Raw genomic sequence first — 17743 nt, forward strand, 5'->3', positions numbered from 1 at the left:
GGCTGCTTCGGTCGCAGGGGAGGGGAGGCGCGGTCAACCCTGCGGAGCCTTCACCGCCGCCGTGCCGGCCTGCGCCGTGCGCGAGTCATTGGCGTCCGGTGCGTCGCCGCGTTCGACCAGCGCCTTGTCGGCCGCGTCGAGGCGGTAGCTCATCGCCACCTTCTGCGGGTTCACCTCGGCACCGGGACGCACGCGTTGCAAGCCGTTGACGATCACCACGTCGTTGGCGTCCAGGCCGCTTTCGATCACGCGCAGGCCGTGAAACAGCGCGCCGGTGCTGACCTTGCGGTATTCCACCTTGTGCTGCTTGTCGACCACGTAGACGAACTGGTTGCCGAGGTCGGTGCCGATCGCACGGTCGTCCACCAGCACGCGCGGGCGGGCCTGGCCGCTCTGCAACTGCACGCGGGCGTACAGGCCGGGCGTGTACAGCCCGTCGGTGTTGTCGAACACCGCGCGCAGCCGCATCGTGCCGGAGCCGGCGTGCAGCTGGTTGTCGACGAAGTCGAGGCGGCCTTTATGCGGATGGCCGGATTCGTCGGCCAGGCCCATCGCGGCTTCGATCCGTGCGTCGCGTCCGGCCTTCGCCGCGCCGCTGCGCAGGTGGTCCAGCTTGAGCCAGGTCTGTTCGTCCACGTCGAAGTAGACGTAGACCGGATTGACCGAAACCACGCTGGTCAGCACGTCGCTACTGGTGACGAGGTTGCCGGGATTGACGCGGGCATTGCTGACGCGGCCATCGATCGGCGAGCGCACCTGGGTGAAATCCAGGTTCAGCCGCGCGGCGGCCAGCGCGGCCGTGCTGGCCGCCAGCTGGGCACGCGCGCTTTGTTCGGCCGTGCTCTCGCGATCCGCGTCCTGCTGCGCCACGGCGTGCTGCGCCAGCAGCATCTCGGCGCGGCGCTGGTTGGTCTCGGCCAGGCTCAACTCGGCACGGGCCTGCGCCTGATTCGCACTGAGCCGGTCGACCTCGGCCTGATACGGGCGCGGATCGAGCTGGAACAGCACATCGCCCTTGTGCACCAGCGCGCCTTCCTGGAAATGCACCGAGTCCACGAAGCCGCCGACCCGCGGCTGCACCTGCACCGTATTGACCGCTTGCAGCCGGCCGGTGAATTCGGCGCTGTCGCTGACCTGGCGGGTCAGCGCCTGCGCCACCGTCACCTCGGCCGGACCGCCGCCAGCCGGTGTTTGCGCCTGGCTGCTGCGGCCATGCAGGAGAACCCAGCTGCCCATCACACCGGCGGCCAGCAGAGGTATCAGCATCCATTGTTTTTTCATGTTGCGCTCCCAGAACCTGACAGGCCGGTACACGTCCCCGGCGAAGGGACGAAAGAATAGGTGTACCTGACGGTATAGAAAATCCGCTTCTTGCGCATTACACTCGTGACTCGCGATCACGAATCGGCCAGGAATCCGGGCAATGGAAGACTTTTCAGCAATTTCGACCTTCGTGCGGGTGGTCGAGGCCAAGAGCTTCGCTGCTGCCGCCAGCCAGTTGGGGATGACTCCGTCCGGTGTGAGCCGGGCGATCGCCCGGCTGGAAACCCAGCTCGGCGCGCGGCTACTGTTCCGCTCGACCCGATCGTTGCGATTGACCGACGATGGTGCTTCGTTTCATGCACGTTGCAAGGAGATCCTCGCCGATCTGGCCGAGGCCACGGAGGCGATGGGGCATGCGCGCAGCCATCCGGTCGGCAAGTTGCGGGTAGCCGCCCACTCGGCGATCGGCCGCGCGTCGCTGATTCCGAATCTGGCCGAGTTCGAGCAGCGCTACCCGGATATCCGGCTCGAGCTGGCCATGTGCGACTACCACTTCGACCTCAACGAAGAGGGCTACGACTGCGCCATCCGCATGGGCGAGCTGGCCGACTCCAACCTGATCGCACGCAAGCTCGGCTACTTCAACAATGTGCTGTGCGCCTCGCCGGACTACCTGCGCAAGCACGGCGCGCCGCACAGCATCGACGACCTCAAGCAGCATCGCGCCATCAACTACGTCTATCCGAACACGGGCAAGCCCTACCAGTGGCAGTTCGACACGCCGAGCGGACGCGTTGCGCTGGATATCGACGCGCACATGCTGATCAACGACGGCGAATCGGTCATCCAGGCGGCGGTCGCCGGGTTGGGCATCATCCAGATCGCGCACTGCCTTGCCGCCAGCGCGCTGGCCAAGGGGCAGCTGGAGATCGTCATGACCGATACGATTTCCACCGGCTCGCCGGTATGGATCGTCTACCCGCAGAAGCGGCATCTGTCCGCGCGCGTGCAGGCCTTCATCGAGTGGGTCAACGAACTGTTCCAGCGCACCAGCGAACCGCAGTGCCGGATCACGGCACGGATCAAGGCCGAGCAGGCCGAACGCGGCGAGCGCGTAGCCGCCATCGCCTGAGCGCGATTGTGTGTACCTGTGTGTAGGAGCCCGCTGGCGGGCGATGCTCTTGTTTCGATGGTGGGTAGGAAAGATCAAGACAAGAGCATCGCCCGCCAGCGGGCTCCTACGTCGTCTCTATATTCCGGGGTCCTGCGAAACGTCAGGCCCCCGTCGGCATCAGCGCCAGCAAGGCGATGCCGAGCGCGATGCGGTAGATCGCGAAAGCGGTGTAGCGATGGCTGCGGATGTAGCCGAGCAGCCACTTCACGGCGATGAAGCCGACGATCGCCGAGACCACGAAGCCGACGATGAGCGCCGTCCAGTCTTCGTGTGCCGCGCCGCCGTTCTTCAAGACCTTCAGCAGCTCGTAGCCGGTCGCCGCGTACATGGTCGGGATGCCGACCAGGAATGCGAACTCGGTGGCGGCGGCGCGATTGCTGGTGCCCGCCAGCATCGCGGCGAAGATCGTCGCGCCCGAGCGCGAGGTGCCGGGGAAAATGCCGGCGACCATTTGTGCGATGCCGACCAGGATCGCGACCCGCCAGGTGACCTGGGTGCGATCCGCCTGCTTTGCGGCAATCGCTTCGGCGCCGATCATCCAGAAGCCGCCGATCACCAGCGCCCAGGCGATCGGCGTCACCGTCTCCGGCAGTTTGAAGCCATAGTGGGTGACGATCAGCCCGAGCACGCAGGTGATCAGGAACGCGACGGCCAGCTTGTACAGGTAATCGCGGTTGGCCGGCTCGCGCCACTGCGTGAACAACTGCCAGATGCGGCCCCAGTAGATCAGGGTGATCGCGAGGATCGCGCCGGCCTGGATACCTACGTTGAACAGGTCCGAGCGGGCACCGAGGCCCAGCTTCTCGGCGATCAGCAGATGGCCGGTACTGGAGATGGGGAGGAATTCGGTGATGCCTTCGATGATACCGAGCAGGATGACGTGAAATAGATCGATCACGGGACGTTCCGTTGCGGGTGGAGGGCGTGCCGGCGAACGCATCGCCGGCATGAAGCGCCATAGCTTACGGGTTTTGCCCTCGAGGGGGCGGTGGCGCGGGCGCCGTCCGGCCGCCTGGGCACGCACTGGAACAGTGCAAACCCATCGCGCACGCGCGTGTTGATGGTGCTAAGGCGAGCGTGATCGACGCGCCCAAGCCCTGTCGATGCGGATGCCGCAACGCTTGCGCGCCATGGCACGGGGCTTGCTCAGGTGAGCCATGGCCCGGCATCCGCAGGGTCACAACACGGTGATCCATAGACGCCTGGACGTCCGTCTCTGTGCCTGCCGTTTCGTCAAGGGGAGTCGAACTCATGAAACGATGTTGGATACCTGTGGGCACCGCCGTCCTGCTGCTCGCCGCCTCCGGCCTGACGCCGGCGTTGGCCGACGAGGCCGCGGCCAGCAAGTGGGTCGGCAGCGCCGACGTGGTCAACGACTACCTGTTCCGCGGCATTTCGCAGACCAATCGCAAGCCCGCCGCGCAGGCCGGCCTCGAATACGACCACGCCAGCGGCTGGTACATCGGCGGCTGGGGCAGCAACGTCAGCTGGCTGTCCGATGCGTCGACGTCGGCCCAGCCGATTTCCAGCAGCCTGGAGCTCGATTTCTACGGCGGCTACCGCGGCAGCTTCTCCAGCGACTGGAGTTATGACGTCGGCCTGTATCGCTATCAGTATCCGGGCAGCTATCCATCCGGCTTCACCCTGCCCAACACCACCGAGGGCTATGCGGCACTGACCTGGAAGAGCGTGTCGCTCAAATACTCACATGCCTTCACCAACCTGTTCGGCTTTGCCGGCAGCAAGCACAGCAGCTATGTCGACCTGTCGTGGAACCAGGAGTTCGCGCCGGGCTGGCTGCTCAATGCCCATGTCGGCCACCAGAAGGTGGAGAACACGCCCGGTGCGTCGTACACCGACTGGAAGCTGGGCGTGACGCGCAATTTCGCCAGCGGCTATTCGGTGGCGCTGGGCTACTACGACACCAACGCGAGCAGGGCCGTCTACACCAATGCGCACGACCGCTACCTGGGCCGAGCCACGGCGGTGCTGACCCTGGCCAAGGCGTTCTGAGCCGGCGCATCGCATTGCAGAAAATCCACCCTGGGAGTCACGCATGAAAATGGTTACCAGCGTCATCCGTCCCTACAAGCTCGATGAGGTCCGCGATGCACTCGCGCAAACGGGCGTCTCGGGCATCACGGTGACGGAAGTGCGCGGCTTCGGCCGCCAGAAGGGTCACACCGAGCTGTATCGCGGCGCCGAGTACGTCGTCGATTTCCTGCCCAAGCTCAAGCTCGAGGTGGTGGTGTCCGACGAACTGCTCGATGTCGTGCTGGAGGAGATCCAGCGCTCGGCCCGCACCGGCAACGTCGGCGACGGCAAGATCTTCGTCACCCACGTGGATCAGGTGATCCGCATCCGCACCGGCGAGCTCGACGCCGACGCCCTCTGACCGAACCGCACGAGGTTTCCATGAAAGAGTTCAAGTTGTTCCGTGGCATCCGCACGTGGTTGCCGTTGCTGGTACTCGGCCTGGCCGCGCCGATGCTGCATGCCGAGGCGGTCGCGCCGGTGGTCGACAAGGGCGACGTGGCATGGATGCTCACCTCCACGCTGCTGGTGTTGCTGATGACGGTGCCGGGACTGGCGCTGTTCTACGGCGGCCTGGTGCGCTCGAAGAACGTGTTGTCGGTGCTGATGCAGGTGATGACGGTATTTTCGTTGCTGCTGCTGCTGTGGGCTGCCTACGGCTACAGCCTCGCGTTCAACGGCGGCGGCCCGTTCATCGGCAACTTCGACAAGATATTCCTGCGCGGCGTCACCAAGGACACCTTGGCGGCCACGTTCAGCGCCGGCGTGTCGTTGCCTGAGTACGTGTTCGTGGCGTTCCAGGCCACCTTCGCCGGCATCACCGGCGCGCTGATCGTAGGCTCGTTCGCCGAGCGGATGCGCTTCCGCGCCGTGCTGCTGTTCGCCGCGCTGTGGTTCACCTTCGCCTACCTGCCGATCGCCCACATGGTGTGGTACGGACCGAACGGCTATCTGTTCGCCAAGGGCGCGCTGGATTTCGCCGGCGGTACCGTGGTGCACATCAACGCCGGTATCGCCGGCCTGGTCGGCGCGTACCTGGTCGGGCCGCGGCTGGGCTTCGGCCGCGAACCGATGAAACCGCACAACGTCACCTTCACCATGATCGGTGCGGCGCTGCTGTGGGTGGGCTGGTTCGGCTTCAACGCCGGCTCCAACCTGGAGGCGAACTCGGGTGCGGCGCTGGCCTTCATCAACACCTTGCTGGCCACCGCCGCGGCGGTGCTGGCATGGCTGGCGGTCGAGGCGCTCCTGCGCGGCCATGCGTCGATGGTGGGCGGCGCCTCCGGCGCGGTCGCCGGCCTGGTCGGCATCACGCCGGCCTGCGGCACGGTGGGACCGATGGGCGCGATCGTGGTGGGCGTCGTGGCCAGCCTCTGCTGCGTGTGGGGCGTGACCGGCCTGAAGAAACTGCTGCGCGCGGACGACGCGCTGGACGTGTTCGGCGTGCACGGTATCGGCGGCATCGTGGGCGCGCTGCTGACCGGCGTGTTCACCGCGCCGGCACTCGGCGGCACCGGTGCGGCAGGTTTCTCGATCGGCCACCAGCTCGGCGTGCAAGCGCTGGGCGTGGGCATCACCGTGGTCTGGAGCGGGCTGGTCTCGGTGCTGTCGTACTTCGTGGTCAAGGCGGTGTTCGGCCTGCGCGTATCGCCCGAAGCCGAGCGCGAAGGGCTGGATATTACCTCGCACGGCGAAAGCGCTTACGATGTGTGAGCGGCGCGTCGCCTATGTGCCCGAGTGACCTGGTCGAATGATTCATGATGGTGCAATACATTGCCTGTATTGCACCATCATGTTTCTTCGCAGCCCGTCCGACGCGCCGGGAAAAGCCCGCAGCCGTTGCCGTACACGGTTTCTTCCATTGGCATGGGCTTTGCTCTATCCAGCTCATCCTTCACAGCCGAGGTTGCTACATGTCCGCCAAAAAAGTGCTCGACCTGATCCAGGAACATGAGGTCGAGTTCGTCGACTTCCGCTTCGCCGACATGCTCGGCGTACACCACCACGTCAGCTTCCCGGCCCACGCGGTCGACGAGTCGACGTTCGAGGACGGCAAGATGTTCGACGGTTCGTCGATCACCGGCTGGAAGGGGATCAATGAATCGGACATGGTGCTGATGCCGGACCCGGACACCGCCCATCTCGATCCCTTCAGTTCGCACGTGCAGCTGATCGTGCATTGCGATGTGCTGGAGCCGTCGACGATGCAGGCCTATGGCCGCGATCCGCGCTCGATCGCCAAGCGCGGCGAGGCGTACCTGAAATCCACCGGCATCGCCGACACCGCGTTCTTCGGCCCGGAGCCGGAGTTCTTCATCTTCGATTCGGTGCGCTGGCAGAACGACCCGGGCCGCGTGTTCTACGAGATCGGTTCCGAAGAAGCGACGTGGTCGTCGCGCTACAAGTACGACGGCAGCAACTCGGGCCACCGGCCGGGCGTGAAGGGCGGCTACTTCCCGGTCAGCCCGGTCGATTCGCTGGGCGACCTGCGCGCCGACATGTGCAAGGTACTGGAGTCGCTGGGCCAGACTGTCGAAGTGCATCACCACGAAGTGGCCAATGCCGGCCAGTGCGAGATCGGCGTCAAGTTCAACACCCTGGTGAAGAAAGCCGACGAACTGATCACCATGAAGTACGTGGTCAAGAACGTGGCGCACCAGAACGGCAAGACCGTCACCTTCATGCCGAAGCCGCTGGTCGGCGACAACGGCAGCGGCATGCACGTGCATCAGTCGCTGGCCAAGAACGGCGAGAACCTGTTTGCCGGCGACCTCTACGGCGGCCTGTCGCAGACCGCGCTGTGGTACATCGGCGGCATCTTCAAGCACGCCCGCGCGATCAACGCGTTCTCCAACTCCACCACCAACAGCTACAAGCGCCTGGTGCCGGGCTTCGAGGCGCCGGTGATGCTGGCCTACTCCGCCCGCAACCGTTCGGCGAGCTGCCGCATCCCCTATGTGGCCAGCCCCAAGGGCCGCCGCATCGAGGTGCGCTTCCCCGATCCGATGCAGTCGGGCTACCTGGTGTTCACCGCGCTGATGATGGCCGGCCTCGACGGCATCCTCAACAAGATCGACCCGGGTGCGCCGGCCGACAAGGATCTGTACGACCTGCCGCCGGAAGAAGAGAAGAACATCCCGCAAGTCTGCTCCAGCCTCGACGCCGCGCTGGAAGCGCTGGACAAGGACCGCGACTTCCTGAAGGCGGGCGGCGTGTTCACCGACGACTTCATCGACGCCTACATCGAAGTGAAAATGAAGGAAGTCACCAAGTACCGCGCCAGCACGCATCCGCTGGAATTCCAGATGTACTACTCGCTCTGATCGCGGCGAGGGATCGAAAACAACGGGCGCTGCGGCGCCCGTTGTTTTTGGCGACTACGCGACGAGCCGCAAGCCCGGTGCGCACGGCGACCTCACGCAGGCAGTGCCAGCCATGCCTGCAGTTGGGCTTCGTTCTCTTCGGTGATGGAGATGATGCGGTAGCCGGCCCAGAACTGGTCGGCCGACGCGGCATGTTCGTGCCACTGTTCCTGTACGCCCACTTCGATGTATGGCGACGAGCCGCTGCTGCCCGGCAACGGCAGACGCAACTGATAGATCGCTTCGCTGCGCGGCGCCGCGGGGCCGATCAACAGCATGCCGGTCCCCGATACATTGCCGATCTGGCCCATGGGCAACCCGGTAATGACGTCGGTGACCTCGGTCACGACGTCGACCGATTTGCGTTGTGCCCTGCGTTCGTCGCGCTGGTGGTCGTGGTCGGTACGATTCATGAGATGCGGCTCAAGGGGATCTCCCGGGTAACGGCGCGCCATGCGTGATCGAGCACGTCCTCGTGGTCCGGCGCCATCTCGCGCGCGCGGCCACCGGCGATCTCGTGGGCCAGCTGCAATTCGCCCAGCTCCTCGGCACGCTGGCCATTGCGGGTGACGAACAAGCTGTGACCGGTCAATGCCGAATACCACACGAGTCGGCGCCGGCTGTGCGCGCCGCTGGAGGCATCGACGAACTCGAACCAGGTTCCCATGGCCAATGTCCGCAGATGCCGGTGGATGCGCAGTATCTCGGCATTCGGCGCGACACCTGCGGCGCTCGCGACAGCGCGGGGGATTTGCGCATCCTCACGGACCGGTTTTTCCTGCCGCCTCGAATGCATGCCGGCATTACCGGGATTGGCCGGAGTGCCGGCGTCTTCTGTTCGATTGGCGTCGATCATGCGTCGGGCCGCCTGCGCGACTTCATCATCCTGCATGCCTATTTGCCGCAGGCCAGCCTCCACCTCGTCCAGCAGCTTGCTGCGGTTGCCGATCGGCAGGCGGCCCAGCAGCTGGTCGGCGATCGCCAGCCGGGTACCGAACACCTGGCTTTGTTCGCCATGGCGAAGCAGAGTCAACGCCAGTACATCGGACCAGGCGTGATCGAGCCGTGCCAGCAGGCGATGTTGCGACGATCCGGCGAAACGTTGGGTGAGCAGTTCCGCGGAACGGTGTCGGGCCTGCTCCAGACGCTCCAGGCCTTGCATCGCATCCACCTGGCGCCGCTCGGCAAGTTGCGTCCTGTGCTCCAGCTCGGCGAGGTGCCGTTCGAGGTCATGCTGCAGCGACAGATAAAGAGCGGCACTGGGCGGTTCGCGGCCGGCACGCTCGATCAGCCGGCTCAACTCGAGGCGCAAACCGCGGTCGATCACGCCGCTGGCGTCGTCCAGCCAGTCGCGGGCGATCTCGGCGACCTTGCCAAGCACCTTGCGGGCAGGGTGTTCATGCTGCTCGAAAAATCCGTGATCCATCAGCGCCACGCGCAGCATCGGCAGCTGCAGGTTGCAAAGCAGCGACTGCACGTCACCGGACTGCGGCAGCTGCTGCGCGATCTGCCCGAACAGCCGCACGATCAGTTCCACGGTATTGTCCTGCGCGGCCGACAGGCTGACGCGGGCAGCCTGGGCCGGGCGTCCCACGTTGAGCTGGATAAGCAGCTCCAGACGCAGGCGATCAGGACGGTTCAAGTCGAAGCGGGTCCGCTCGTCCACCTGGAACAGATGCTCCTGCAGCGCCGCAAGAGCGACCTGCAACTCCTCGCCGGTCACCGGAGCGCCCGGTGCGGACGGGTTTTCGTCACGATGGGCCGGCGGCTGGGCGGATGTCTCCGGCCGCCTGTCCGTTTTTGCGGACGGGGTACGGGTATCGGCGGCGGCCGGCGCTGAGAATGGGGTGGGCTTCTCCTCCTTGGCGCGCTCGCGGCGCGCCGCCGCGCGCGGCAACGCGAAGGGGCGCAGGCGCGGAAGGATGCCGTTGGCGAGCAAATGGGCGTTGACCAGTTCGTACAGGCGAGTGAGCCCCTCGATCAGGCTGCTCTCCAGGCTCTGCAGCAGCAGCAGTTCGTGCTCGCTGGGCAGCCCCAGCGTGCGGCTGGCCTCGCGAAACGCCGCGGCCATCGCCTGCGGGCCGATCGGCAGCGCGTCGCTCTCCAGCGGAGACGAGCCGATCAGAACCGCCAGGCGGTAGCCCAGTTCAAGGAGCTGCGGGCCGCCGCGGGCCTCGCTGCGCGAGACCAGCTGATCGAGTGCGGCCGTCAGCTCGTGTTCCGACGGATCGAGCAGGCTCAGCGTAGGTGTCAGCGCCTGCGGGATGGCTCCCCCGGTGGGCTTCGCCACGGGCATCCCGAGCCGGTCGAACGCGTCGTCGATGCTCGCTATGAAACGTTCGTCGAACGTCTTCCGCTCGATGAACAAATGCTGGCGCGTGGTCACGTAACGCTGCTGATCGAGATGGCTGCGGGACTGCTCGCCCTGCCTGTGCAAGCGCATGTCGAAATGGTCGAGACAGCGCCTCAGCGGTTCGTGCAGCCAGTTGGCGCAGAGCCCGCGCAGTTCGTCCAGCAGGTGCTGCGTCCGCGCCGGCCAGCGCGCTTCGGAATAACCGACGGAATGGGCGCTATTTAATTCCTGCGAATCTGTCTGTTCATCATTCATCAGATTCTCTATCAAGGACTTTGACGATTTCAGTGTATGCCGATTTAACAAATTCTGTCGGTGATTTAAATCACGCGCGTTCACAAAGTTCTCACATAAGAACCGTGATGCAGTTATCAATGCGTGCGTGCGGTTGAGCAGAACCTAGGCTTGTCACGGTTCAAATCATTTGAATCGAAAATTCCGCAGGGGGAACGATGACATGACTATTTCCTTGATGGCTGAAGTCGCCTGGTGTCTGTGCACCTTGTTGCTTGTTCCATTACCGGGCCGGGCGGAAAGCGGCCAGATCCTTTTCTCCGGTGCCGTGATCGAACCCACCTGCAGTGCTGCGGTCGCGGAAGACGTGGCGATCACGGGCGCCCCACCAACTATAGCGGCCGAAGCCCGACAAACTTGTGCCCGGCCGGGCAAGGCAGCCGCCGCTTCCCGGATTTATGCGTTGACCGTCGTGCGCCTGACGAGTTCGGTGCCGGATCGGGTTTTGAAGTATTTCGATGGCTACGTCAAGGCAGGTCGGTCCGATGCGATGGATCCGGTGCTGCTTACGCAAACCTACGAATAAAGCCGTCACGCAAAAAAATACGATAGCGCCATCCGCTCGCTTATCGAGTATGAAAACAATCAATTCCGAATAAGCGCCGGATGGCCCAGCAGATAGCCCTGGCCCATTTCGCAGCCCATGGCCAACAGAATGTCGTGCTGCGCATCCGTTTCGATGCCTTCGGCAATGACCTGGATATCGAGCGCCCGCGCCAGCGCCAGGATCGCTTCCACGACACGGATGCTGCTGGTATTGCTGTCCTTGTCCAGTTCCTGCACGAAGACCTGGTCGATCTTCAGCATGCGCAGCGGCAAGGAATGCAGATAGCTGAGCGATGAGTAGCCGGTACCGAAATCGTCGAGCGCGGCACCAACTCCGGCAAGGCGCAGCTGTTCCAGCGTGGAGCGTACGCGCTCGGCATTGTCCAGCAGCGCACCCTCGGTAACCTCGATGACCAGGCGCGTAGCAGGCAAATCGCAGCGTTTGAGAAGCTGGATGAGACGCGTGTCGAAATCGAGATGGCGCAAATGCCGCGCCGAAACATTGAGCGTCATGAAAACGTCCTCGCGCGCGTGTTGTCGCAGCAGACGGCAGCTGAGCTCGAACATGCGCCAATCGACCGCCTCGATCAGCCCGCTGTCCTCGGCGATCTTGATGAATTCCGCAGGCTTCAGCAGGCCGCGCTGCGGGTGGTTCCAGCGGATCAGGGCCTCGTAGCCCACCACCTGGCTGGAGTCGAGCTGGCAGATCGGCTGGAAATATGGCTCGAACTCGTCGTGGTGCAGCGCATGGCGCAATTCGGCTTCCAGCGTGAGCACGTCGACGACGTTCTTGGCCAAGGCCTCGTCGAACATTTCAAAACGCTTGCGGCCGCCTTCTTTCGCCCGGTACAGCGCGATGTCGGCATCGCGCAGGACCTCGTCGGCCGTGCTGTAGCGGCTGTCGGCCACCGCGATACCGATGCTCGCCGAGGGCTCCAGCTCCTTGCCGGCCAGATGCAGCGGCTCGCCGAGGCATTTCATTATGCGCTCGGCCACGTTCACCGCCGTGCCCGGGATCTCCACGTCCTCCAGCAGAATCGCGAACTCGTCGCCGGACAACCGCGCCACCACGTCCGGATCACGGACGCAGCTGAGCAGCCGGCGGGCAATTTCCCTGAGAAACCGGTCGCCGGCCAGATGGCCGAGGCTGTCGTTGATCACCTTGAAGCGATCGACATCCAGATACAGCAGGGCGCAGAGCCGGTTCGGTTCGCGCTGCAGCAACGTCAGCGCACGGTCGAGGCGATCGCGCAGAAATCCCCTATTCGGCAGGCCCGTCATCGGATCGTGCATCACCTGATGCTTCAGCTGCTGCTGGATGTGTTCGCGCTGGCGAATCTGCTGCAGCAACTCGTGCGTGCGTTCTTCCACGCGCTGCTCGAGCTGGACATTTGCCTGATGCAGGGACAAGTCGGAACGGCGCCGGTAGATGCTGTTGGCGATCTGCAGCGCGGCGAAGCTCAGCAACTCCTGGTCCGTAGTGCTGTAGACGTTCTCTTCGGCGTAGCTGTGCACCGCGACCAGGCCCATCACCTCGTCGCTGACCATCAGCGGGACGCCCAGCCAGCACGACGAAGGCTTGCCGATGGTGTGTTGCACGACCTCGCCCCGTTGAATGAGCGCCTCGATATCGGAGGTCTGGCCGAGGAACGGGCGGGCTTTCCGTATGACGTATTCGCTCAGGCCGCCGGCCAGAGGGCGCGACAGGACATGTCGCTCGCCGGAGTCGACGTAATAGGGAAAATCCAGCGTGCGGTGATCTTCCGAGAGCAACGCGATGAAGAAATTCTCCGCGTTGAGCAGGGCGCCGACCAGGACATGAACGCGTTCGTAGAATTCGCTCTCGCTGATATCGGCGGTGGCAAGCTGGGCCAGCTGGAACAATGCAGCCTGCAATTGTTCGGCACGCTGGCGCTCCAGTACTTCCTGCTGCAGTTCGCGATTCGCCTCGTCCAGCTGCTGCGTGCGCCGGCGTACGCGCTGCTCCAGCTCGTCCTTGGTCAGCTTGCGCTCCAGCGCGGTGAGGATGTGGCTGCCGACAAATTCCAGCAAGGCGCGGTCTTCGAGCGTATACACCGTGCCTTCGCGATAGCTCTGAACCACCAGCGCGCCATGTACCTGGCCGTTGCGAAGCATCGGCACGCCGAGCCAGTCGGTGCTGTCCGGGCCGGCCGCCAGGAGCGGACCATTCACCTGTTCGAGCAGTTGCTCGTTGCTGCCCATCAACGGCTTGCCATAGTGCAGCAGGTGCCAGGTCAGCGAATACCGCCGGTCGTCCAGCGGCTCTTCCCTGGTCGTGTCCGGACCTTGCTTGTCCACGACGTCGACGTAGTAGAGGAAGCGCATCACGCCACGCTCGGGGTCGTGCCGCACGATGAAGAAGTTCTCGCCGTACATCAGCGTGTTGACGATCTCGTGGATACCCCGCAGGAGCTCGGGCATCTCCAGATCGGAACCGGCCAGGTCGGCGATCGCGAACAACGCGCGCTGCAGATCCTCCGAACGTTCCAGCTGCCTGTGCGAGTCCTGCAGGCTCGCCAACTCCAGCACCTGCTGCAGACGGCGGCCGGCCATCGCGAAATGGCGCTCCAGCGTGCCCCGCAAGAACTGCCCGATCTCGGCGGAAAAATGCAGCAACACGATCGCGCGCTCATGCGGCAACGGTCGCCAGGCCACCCGGCCACGGCCATCCAGGCAAAACCCGTCGCCGGCAAGCGCACCTAGTGCCCATGCCGTTTCATCGGGCGTTGCCTCTGCGCCGCAGGAACGCATCTCGTCCTCGCCGCCCCACAGCAAGGTGGCTGCCTCGCAGCCGGGCAATGCGCCGGCCAGATCCAGGATCACCTCTGCTACTTCGACCGGCGTCGCTGCCTCGATCAGCCGGCGCAAGCAGGTTTGCTCCTCCGTGGCCATCGGCGCGGCATGGGAAACCTGCGGGTGGCTATTCATCACGTGAAGATCCGAAGGCAGCATAGGCAGTCATTACCTGGTACGACGTGAATGTAATTGCACCGGACCGTTGCCCCTTCACCGAAAGCGAACGCCGTTCGAGGCAAGCACCGACTCTTGCTGCGGCTCGTGCATCGCCATGCGAAAGGTATTGCGCCCGGCCGCTTTCGCTTCGTAGAGCGCAGTGTCCGCGATGCGCATGAAGGCATCGGCCGAAGCGACGCTCTGGCAAAACGCCACGCCGATGCTCAAGGTCATCTTTACCCGAACGGCACCCACGGCGATCTCCCGCTTCATGGCCGTCTGGATCTTGCGGGCCAGTTCTTCGGCGATGGACGAAGACTCGACGTCCTCGATCAGCGCAACGAATTCGTCGCCGCCAAGGCGGGCCACCAGATCGTTCTTGCGAAGGCAGGCCTGAATGCGCCGGCCGACGGCCTTGAGCACTTCATCGCCCACGCCGTGACCCCACGAATCATTGATGCGTTTGAAGTGATCCACATCGATCATCATGAGCAGAAGCGGCGACCGCTGCCGGTACTTCTGCAACAGCAGCGTGGCGATGCGCTCGTCGAAATGGCGCCGATTGGCAAGGCCCGTCAAGGTATCGAAGCGCGCCAGCCGGGACAGTTCCTGCTCCACATCCTTGATATGGGTGATGTCCGTGGTCAGTGCGTAGAAACCGCGCACGCAACCTTCCGGGTCCCGATCGGGCACGAAGTTCGTCTGGAAGCACAGGTGCCTGCCTTTGTAGTCCGCTTCGTACTCAAACATGGCCATGCCGCCACCCAGGGCGGTCGCAATGTGCCCTTTAAGGTCGCCATAGATCTGCTCACCGCGGACCTCGCGCATCGTTTTCCCGATCATCTGCCGCGGGTCGGCGCCCGAAACATGCTCCACGTAGGCGTTGACGAAGGTGTAATGCTCGGAAGCATCCACGTGGGCAATGACCGCCGGTACGTTGTCGGTAATCGTGCGCAGTCGCCGTTCGCTGTCGGCCAGGGCCTGCTCTGCGATCACTCTTTGCGTGACATTCCGCCCGGTATAGATGATTTCCATCATGCCGTCCCCTTCAGGGCTCGGCACCAGCCGGGCCAGCGCCTCAAACCAGACGTAATGGCCCTCCTTGTGGCGAATGCGGTAGGTGGTGATGGTCGAGCCGCCCGTACGGTAAAGCTCGGCGACGGCTTCGGCCACACGCTCGCGGTCAACGGGGTGAATGAGGTCGGGGCGCGGCATCGAGAACTCCTCGGCATCCCAGCCCAGCAGCTCCTTGATCGACGGCGACACATAGCGCCGCTGACCGTCGGGCCGGATGCGCATCACCAGATCGCCGGCGTAGTCGGCGAGGATCCGATAGCGCAGCTCGCTCTCTCGTACTTTGGCTTCCAGTTGTCGGCGCTCGGCGAGAATCAAGGCCAGCGGCAGGGAGATCAGGCAGGCCACCCCCAGGAACACCTGCGCCAGCAGGGCGTGTTCGGCGCGTGACCCGTCGAGGATGAGATTGAAGGGTCCCGATCCCAACGCCGTCGCGATGTTGGTGATGGCTGCGATCAACGCTACGCCCACTATCATGCCGGCAAAGCGATGTCGGAATACCGCCAGGAGCAGCGGCGCGTAGATCAGGAACAGCAGGGGATATCGCGACTGCGCAAACACCGCGAAGGTCGTGCCGGCGATCAGTGCCATATCGCGAACAAACGGCCACCGCCTGGCTGGTTTCCCGAAGAGTCTCCATTTCTCGGTGAAGACCACCCACGCCAGCGTGGCCACGATCACCATCCCCAGCACATGGGCGCGGTACCAGGTTTGCGCGTAGACCAGCAGCGGAGTTCCTTGTGCGATGTGGACCGTGAGCGCGGCGAGCAGCGCGGACAGGGCGCACGCCACGAGCGTGCTCGCGAGGGCCACGCGGCCCAGGCTCAGATACGGCACATCGCGGGGGATTTCCGGGAACCGCCGTCGTACTGCGCCGCTGACCAGCAACACCTCGAGCGCACCGGCCGCGGCGAGACCCAGGGCCACGACGGGAGCGACGTGAAGCACGAGCTGGGCTGCCACCGTGCCCGCGAAACCGAAAAGCAGATACAGCCACCAGTCGCGCGTCGGCCGCCGCAGAAGGCCGCCCACGAGGACACCATTGGCTATCCACAGAGAAGGTGCGCTGCCGGTCGAGCGCGCCAAGGCCAGCGAATAGGCACAGGAAGCGAATACCAGAATGGCCATGGCGATGGCCTGCAGCAGAACAGCGGTCGATATGGACGGAAGCAAGCGGCGCATGGCTCTTCCTCCAGGAATGTGTGGTGGGCGATAAACGTCAGGATGCCTCGACGCGTGGTCAGTCCGCCCAGTAAGCCGACCACAACCGGATAGCCAGGCCCCCGCCTCGTGGCTTTCCTTGATTCAAGAGACAAGCAACGCCTGTTCCAAGCGGACCTACGCCTGTTCCTGGCTACACATTCCTGTGATGAACATCACAAATTGTCTTCGGATGGCCCGTTGTGCCGGCAGGGCCGGTACGACCAGAGTGCCGACTCCGGCCGGGATCTTCAGGCCGGGTCGTCGGCACGTTCCAGCACGCCCGTCGGCGCAACGATCGCTTCGTTGCACTTTCCGCCCCGCCGCGCCAGCTATCGTCGACAAAGCATCCATGCGCCACCCCCGCCTCGCCGAACCAGGGGGTGGCCGTGCAGATTCTGGCGCCGGAACATGTCGGTCACGATTTCCAGGGGACCAGCAGCACCACCTTGAGCTATTCGGCCATTCCCTCGACCGGCTCCTGGAACGCGCTCACCAATCCCTACGCCGCCAACGGCACCAGCGTACTGCTGGGTATCGGCGCAGACCTGCAGCTGCGGGACGATCTGCAGATCGCCACCGACTACGGCTACCTGATGCAACCGCATTCCCGCGACCAGATGATCCGCCTGGGCCTGAGAAAGAGCTTCTGAACGCGACGTGTAAACGGCGAAGGGCATCCTGCGGGATACATTTCGCCGCGTTCCGGCATGCGGCGAAAGCGTTCAGGGCGCGCCGCGAAAACGATGCCGCGATATGTCAACCACAATAAGTCCGTCGGTCAAGAAGCCGCGTGGGGAACTCGCATGCCGACCACCTGCAATCACACCTTTGGAGAATGGACTCAATCCGGCATCACCAGGCACCGCGTATGCGGTCGATGTGGCGCCGATGAGAAAGAAGTCTCCCAGCCGTGCCCGCGCTGCAACGGAACCGGCGTCTGCCCCTGCTGCCACGGTTCATGCTGCGATCCCTATGGCCGTAGCTGCGACCCCTGCTGTGGCGACGGCGACTGCCGATTTTGCAGCGGGAGACGTGTGTACTGGAGCAGCCAGTAGGCCAAGCGGTGGCTCGATCTCCAGAGTCCGAGTGGGACTGGCCGGACTGTGGAGTTCTGTCCGCACCTGGACAGAACCGCGAAGTCTGTGCACTTTTGCGCCCCATAGTTTGTGCTCGAGATCGCGCGCTGACACAGACTATGACGTCAGTTAAGAGTCATACGTCTGTGCGCGCTCTTTCGGATCAATCAGTTGCCCAGCACGTGAAGCCGGAAATTTGGTCCGACTTAGCACCATAGTGTGTGCAGTTAGCCGTAGAGTCCGCGCTCGGCCTTGGACTCTATACTCACAGCGCCAGGGCGAACTTGACCATGACCTGGCCCGACCGGTAGCTGTGGTTGAACTGGTAATCGTAAGCGCTTTCGAGTGACCACCTGGTGCTGCTGGCGATGAGAAGGCCGGCGCCCAGGTC

General features: G+C 64.1%; 13 protein-coding genes. 7 read left to right on the top strand and 6 right to left on the bottom strand.

Translation table 11 applies throughout. The features are described from left to right. Window positions 1–33: 33 nt before the first annotated feature. Window positions 34–1281: an efflux RND transporter periplasmic adaptor subunit gene (locus tag ACFPPB_RS09940; RefSeq protein ID WP_377326606.1), complete on the bottom strand. Its 1248-nt coding sequence runs from the start codon at window positions 1279–1281 to the stop codon at window positions 34–36. Window positions 1282–1423: 142 nt separating this feature from the next. Here ACFPPB_RS09940 and ACFPPB_RS09945 point away from each other — a divergent pair, with 142 nt between their 5' ends. Continuing rightward, complete coding sequence (locus ACFPPB_RS09945) at window positions 1424–2395, top strand: LysR family transcriptional regulator (protein ID WP_377326607.1); 972 nt, start codon at window positions 1424–1426, stop codon at window positions 2393–2395. A 142-nt stretch (window positions 2396–2537) separates the two neighbouring features. Here the strand turns inward: ACFPPB_RS09945 and ACFPPB_RS09950 are convergent, their stop codons facing one another. After that, window positions 2538–3335, bottom strand: coding sequence for an undecaprenyl-diphosphate phosphatase (locus ACFPPB_RS09950; RefSeq protein ID WP_377326608.1), 798 nt, complete (start codon window positions 3333–3335; stop codon window positions 2538–2540). A 353-nt stretch (window positions 3336–3688) separates the two neighbouring features. On the opposite strand from ACFPPB_RS09950, the gene ACFPPB_RS09955 reads away from it, so the two are divergent. The 4 genes from ACFPPB_RS09955 (at window position 3689) to glnA (ending at window position 7794) form a co-directional block, all read left to right on the top strand. Next, window positions 3689–4450, top strand: coding sequence for a TorF family putative porin (locus tag ACFPPB_RS09955; RefSeq protein ID WP_377326609.1), 762 nt, complete (start codon window positions 3689–3691; stop codon window positions 4448–4450). Between the two features lie 43 nt (window positions 4451–4493). Continuing rightward, entirely contained in the window at window positions 4494–4832 is a 339-nt protein-coding gene (locus tag ACFPPB_RS09960) for a P-II family nitrogen regulator (RefSeq protein WP_072759583.1), read from the top strand. Between the two features lie 20 nt (window positions 4833–4852). Beyond that, window positions 4853–6184 (top strand): ammonium transporter, encoded by a 1332-nt coding sequence (locus ACFPPB_RS09965; RefSeq protein ID WP_377326610.1) that lies wholly within the window; start codon window positions 4853–4855, stop codon window positions 6182–6184. Window positions 6185–6384: 200 nt separating this feature from the next. Then, window positions 6385–7794 carry a type I glutamate--ammonia ligase gene (glnA, locus tag ACFPPB_RS09970; protein ID WP_377326611.1) on the top strand — a complete coding sequence of 470 codons (1410 nt, stop codon included), beginning with the start codon at window positions 6385–6387 and terminating at the stop codon, window positions 7792–7794. A 92-nt stretch (window positions 7795–7886) separates the two neighbouring features. On the opposite strand, the gene ACFPPB_RS09975 is transcribed toward glnA, so the two are convergent. Beyond that, complete coding sequence (locus tag ACFPPB_RS09975; RefSeq protein WP_377326612.1) at window positions 7887–8246, bottom strand: PilZ domain-containing protein; 360 nt, start codon at window positions 8244–8246, stop codon at window positions 7887–7889. Beyond that, window positions 8243–10441, bottom strand: coding sequence for a DUF1631 family protein (locus ACFPPB_RS09980; RefSeq protein ID WP_377326613.1), 2199 nt, complete (start codon window positions 10439–10441; stop codon window positions 8243–8245). The genes ACFPPB_RS09975 and ACFPPB_RS09980 overlap by 4 nt, the downstream gene beginning before the upstream one ends. A 202-nt stretch (window positions 10442–10643) precedes the next feature. Here ACFPPB_RS09980 and ACFPPB_RS09985 point away from each other — a divergent pair, with 202 nt between their 5' ends. After that, window positions 10644–11006, top strand: a complete 363-nt coding sequence (locus tag ACFPPB_RS09985) for a hypothetical protein (protein WP_377326614.1) — start codon at window positions 10644–10646, stop codon at window positions 11004–11006. A 59-nt stretch (window positions 11007–11065) separates the two neighbouring features. Here ACFPPB_RS09985 and ACFPPB_RS09990 read toward each other — a convergent pair whose 3' ends face one another. After that, window positions 11066–13975: a bifunctional diguanylate cyclase/phosphodiesterase gene (locus ACFPPB_RS09990; protein WP_377326615.1), complete on the bottom strand. Its 2910-nt coding sequence runs from the start codon at window positions 13973–13975 to the stop codon at window positions 11066–11068. Window positions 13976–14053: 78 nt separating this feature from the next. Then, complete coding sequence (locus ACFPPB_RS09995) at window positions 14054–16255, bottom strand: sensor domain-containing diguanylate cyclase (RefSeq protein ID WP_377326616.1); 2202 nt, start codon at window positions 16253–16255, stop codon at window positions 14054–14056. A 401-nt stretch (window positions 16256–16656) separates the two neighbouring features. Between ACFPPB_RS09995 and ACFPPB_RS10000 the strand changes: the two genes are divergently transcribed. Next, a complete protein-coding gene (locus ACFPPB_RS10000) occupies window positions 16657–16926 on the top strand; it encodes a hypothetical protein (RefSeq protein ID WP_377326617.1) in 270 nt (89 codons plus the stop codon). Window positions 16927–17743: the final 817 nt, after the last annotated feature.

It is taken from the genome of Rhodanobacter terrae, from assembly GCF_042657005.1.
Lineage (GTDB): Bacteria > Pseudomonadota > Gammaproteobacteria > Xanthomonadales > Rhodanobacteraceae > Rhodanobacter > Rhodanobacter terrae.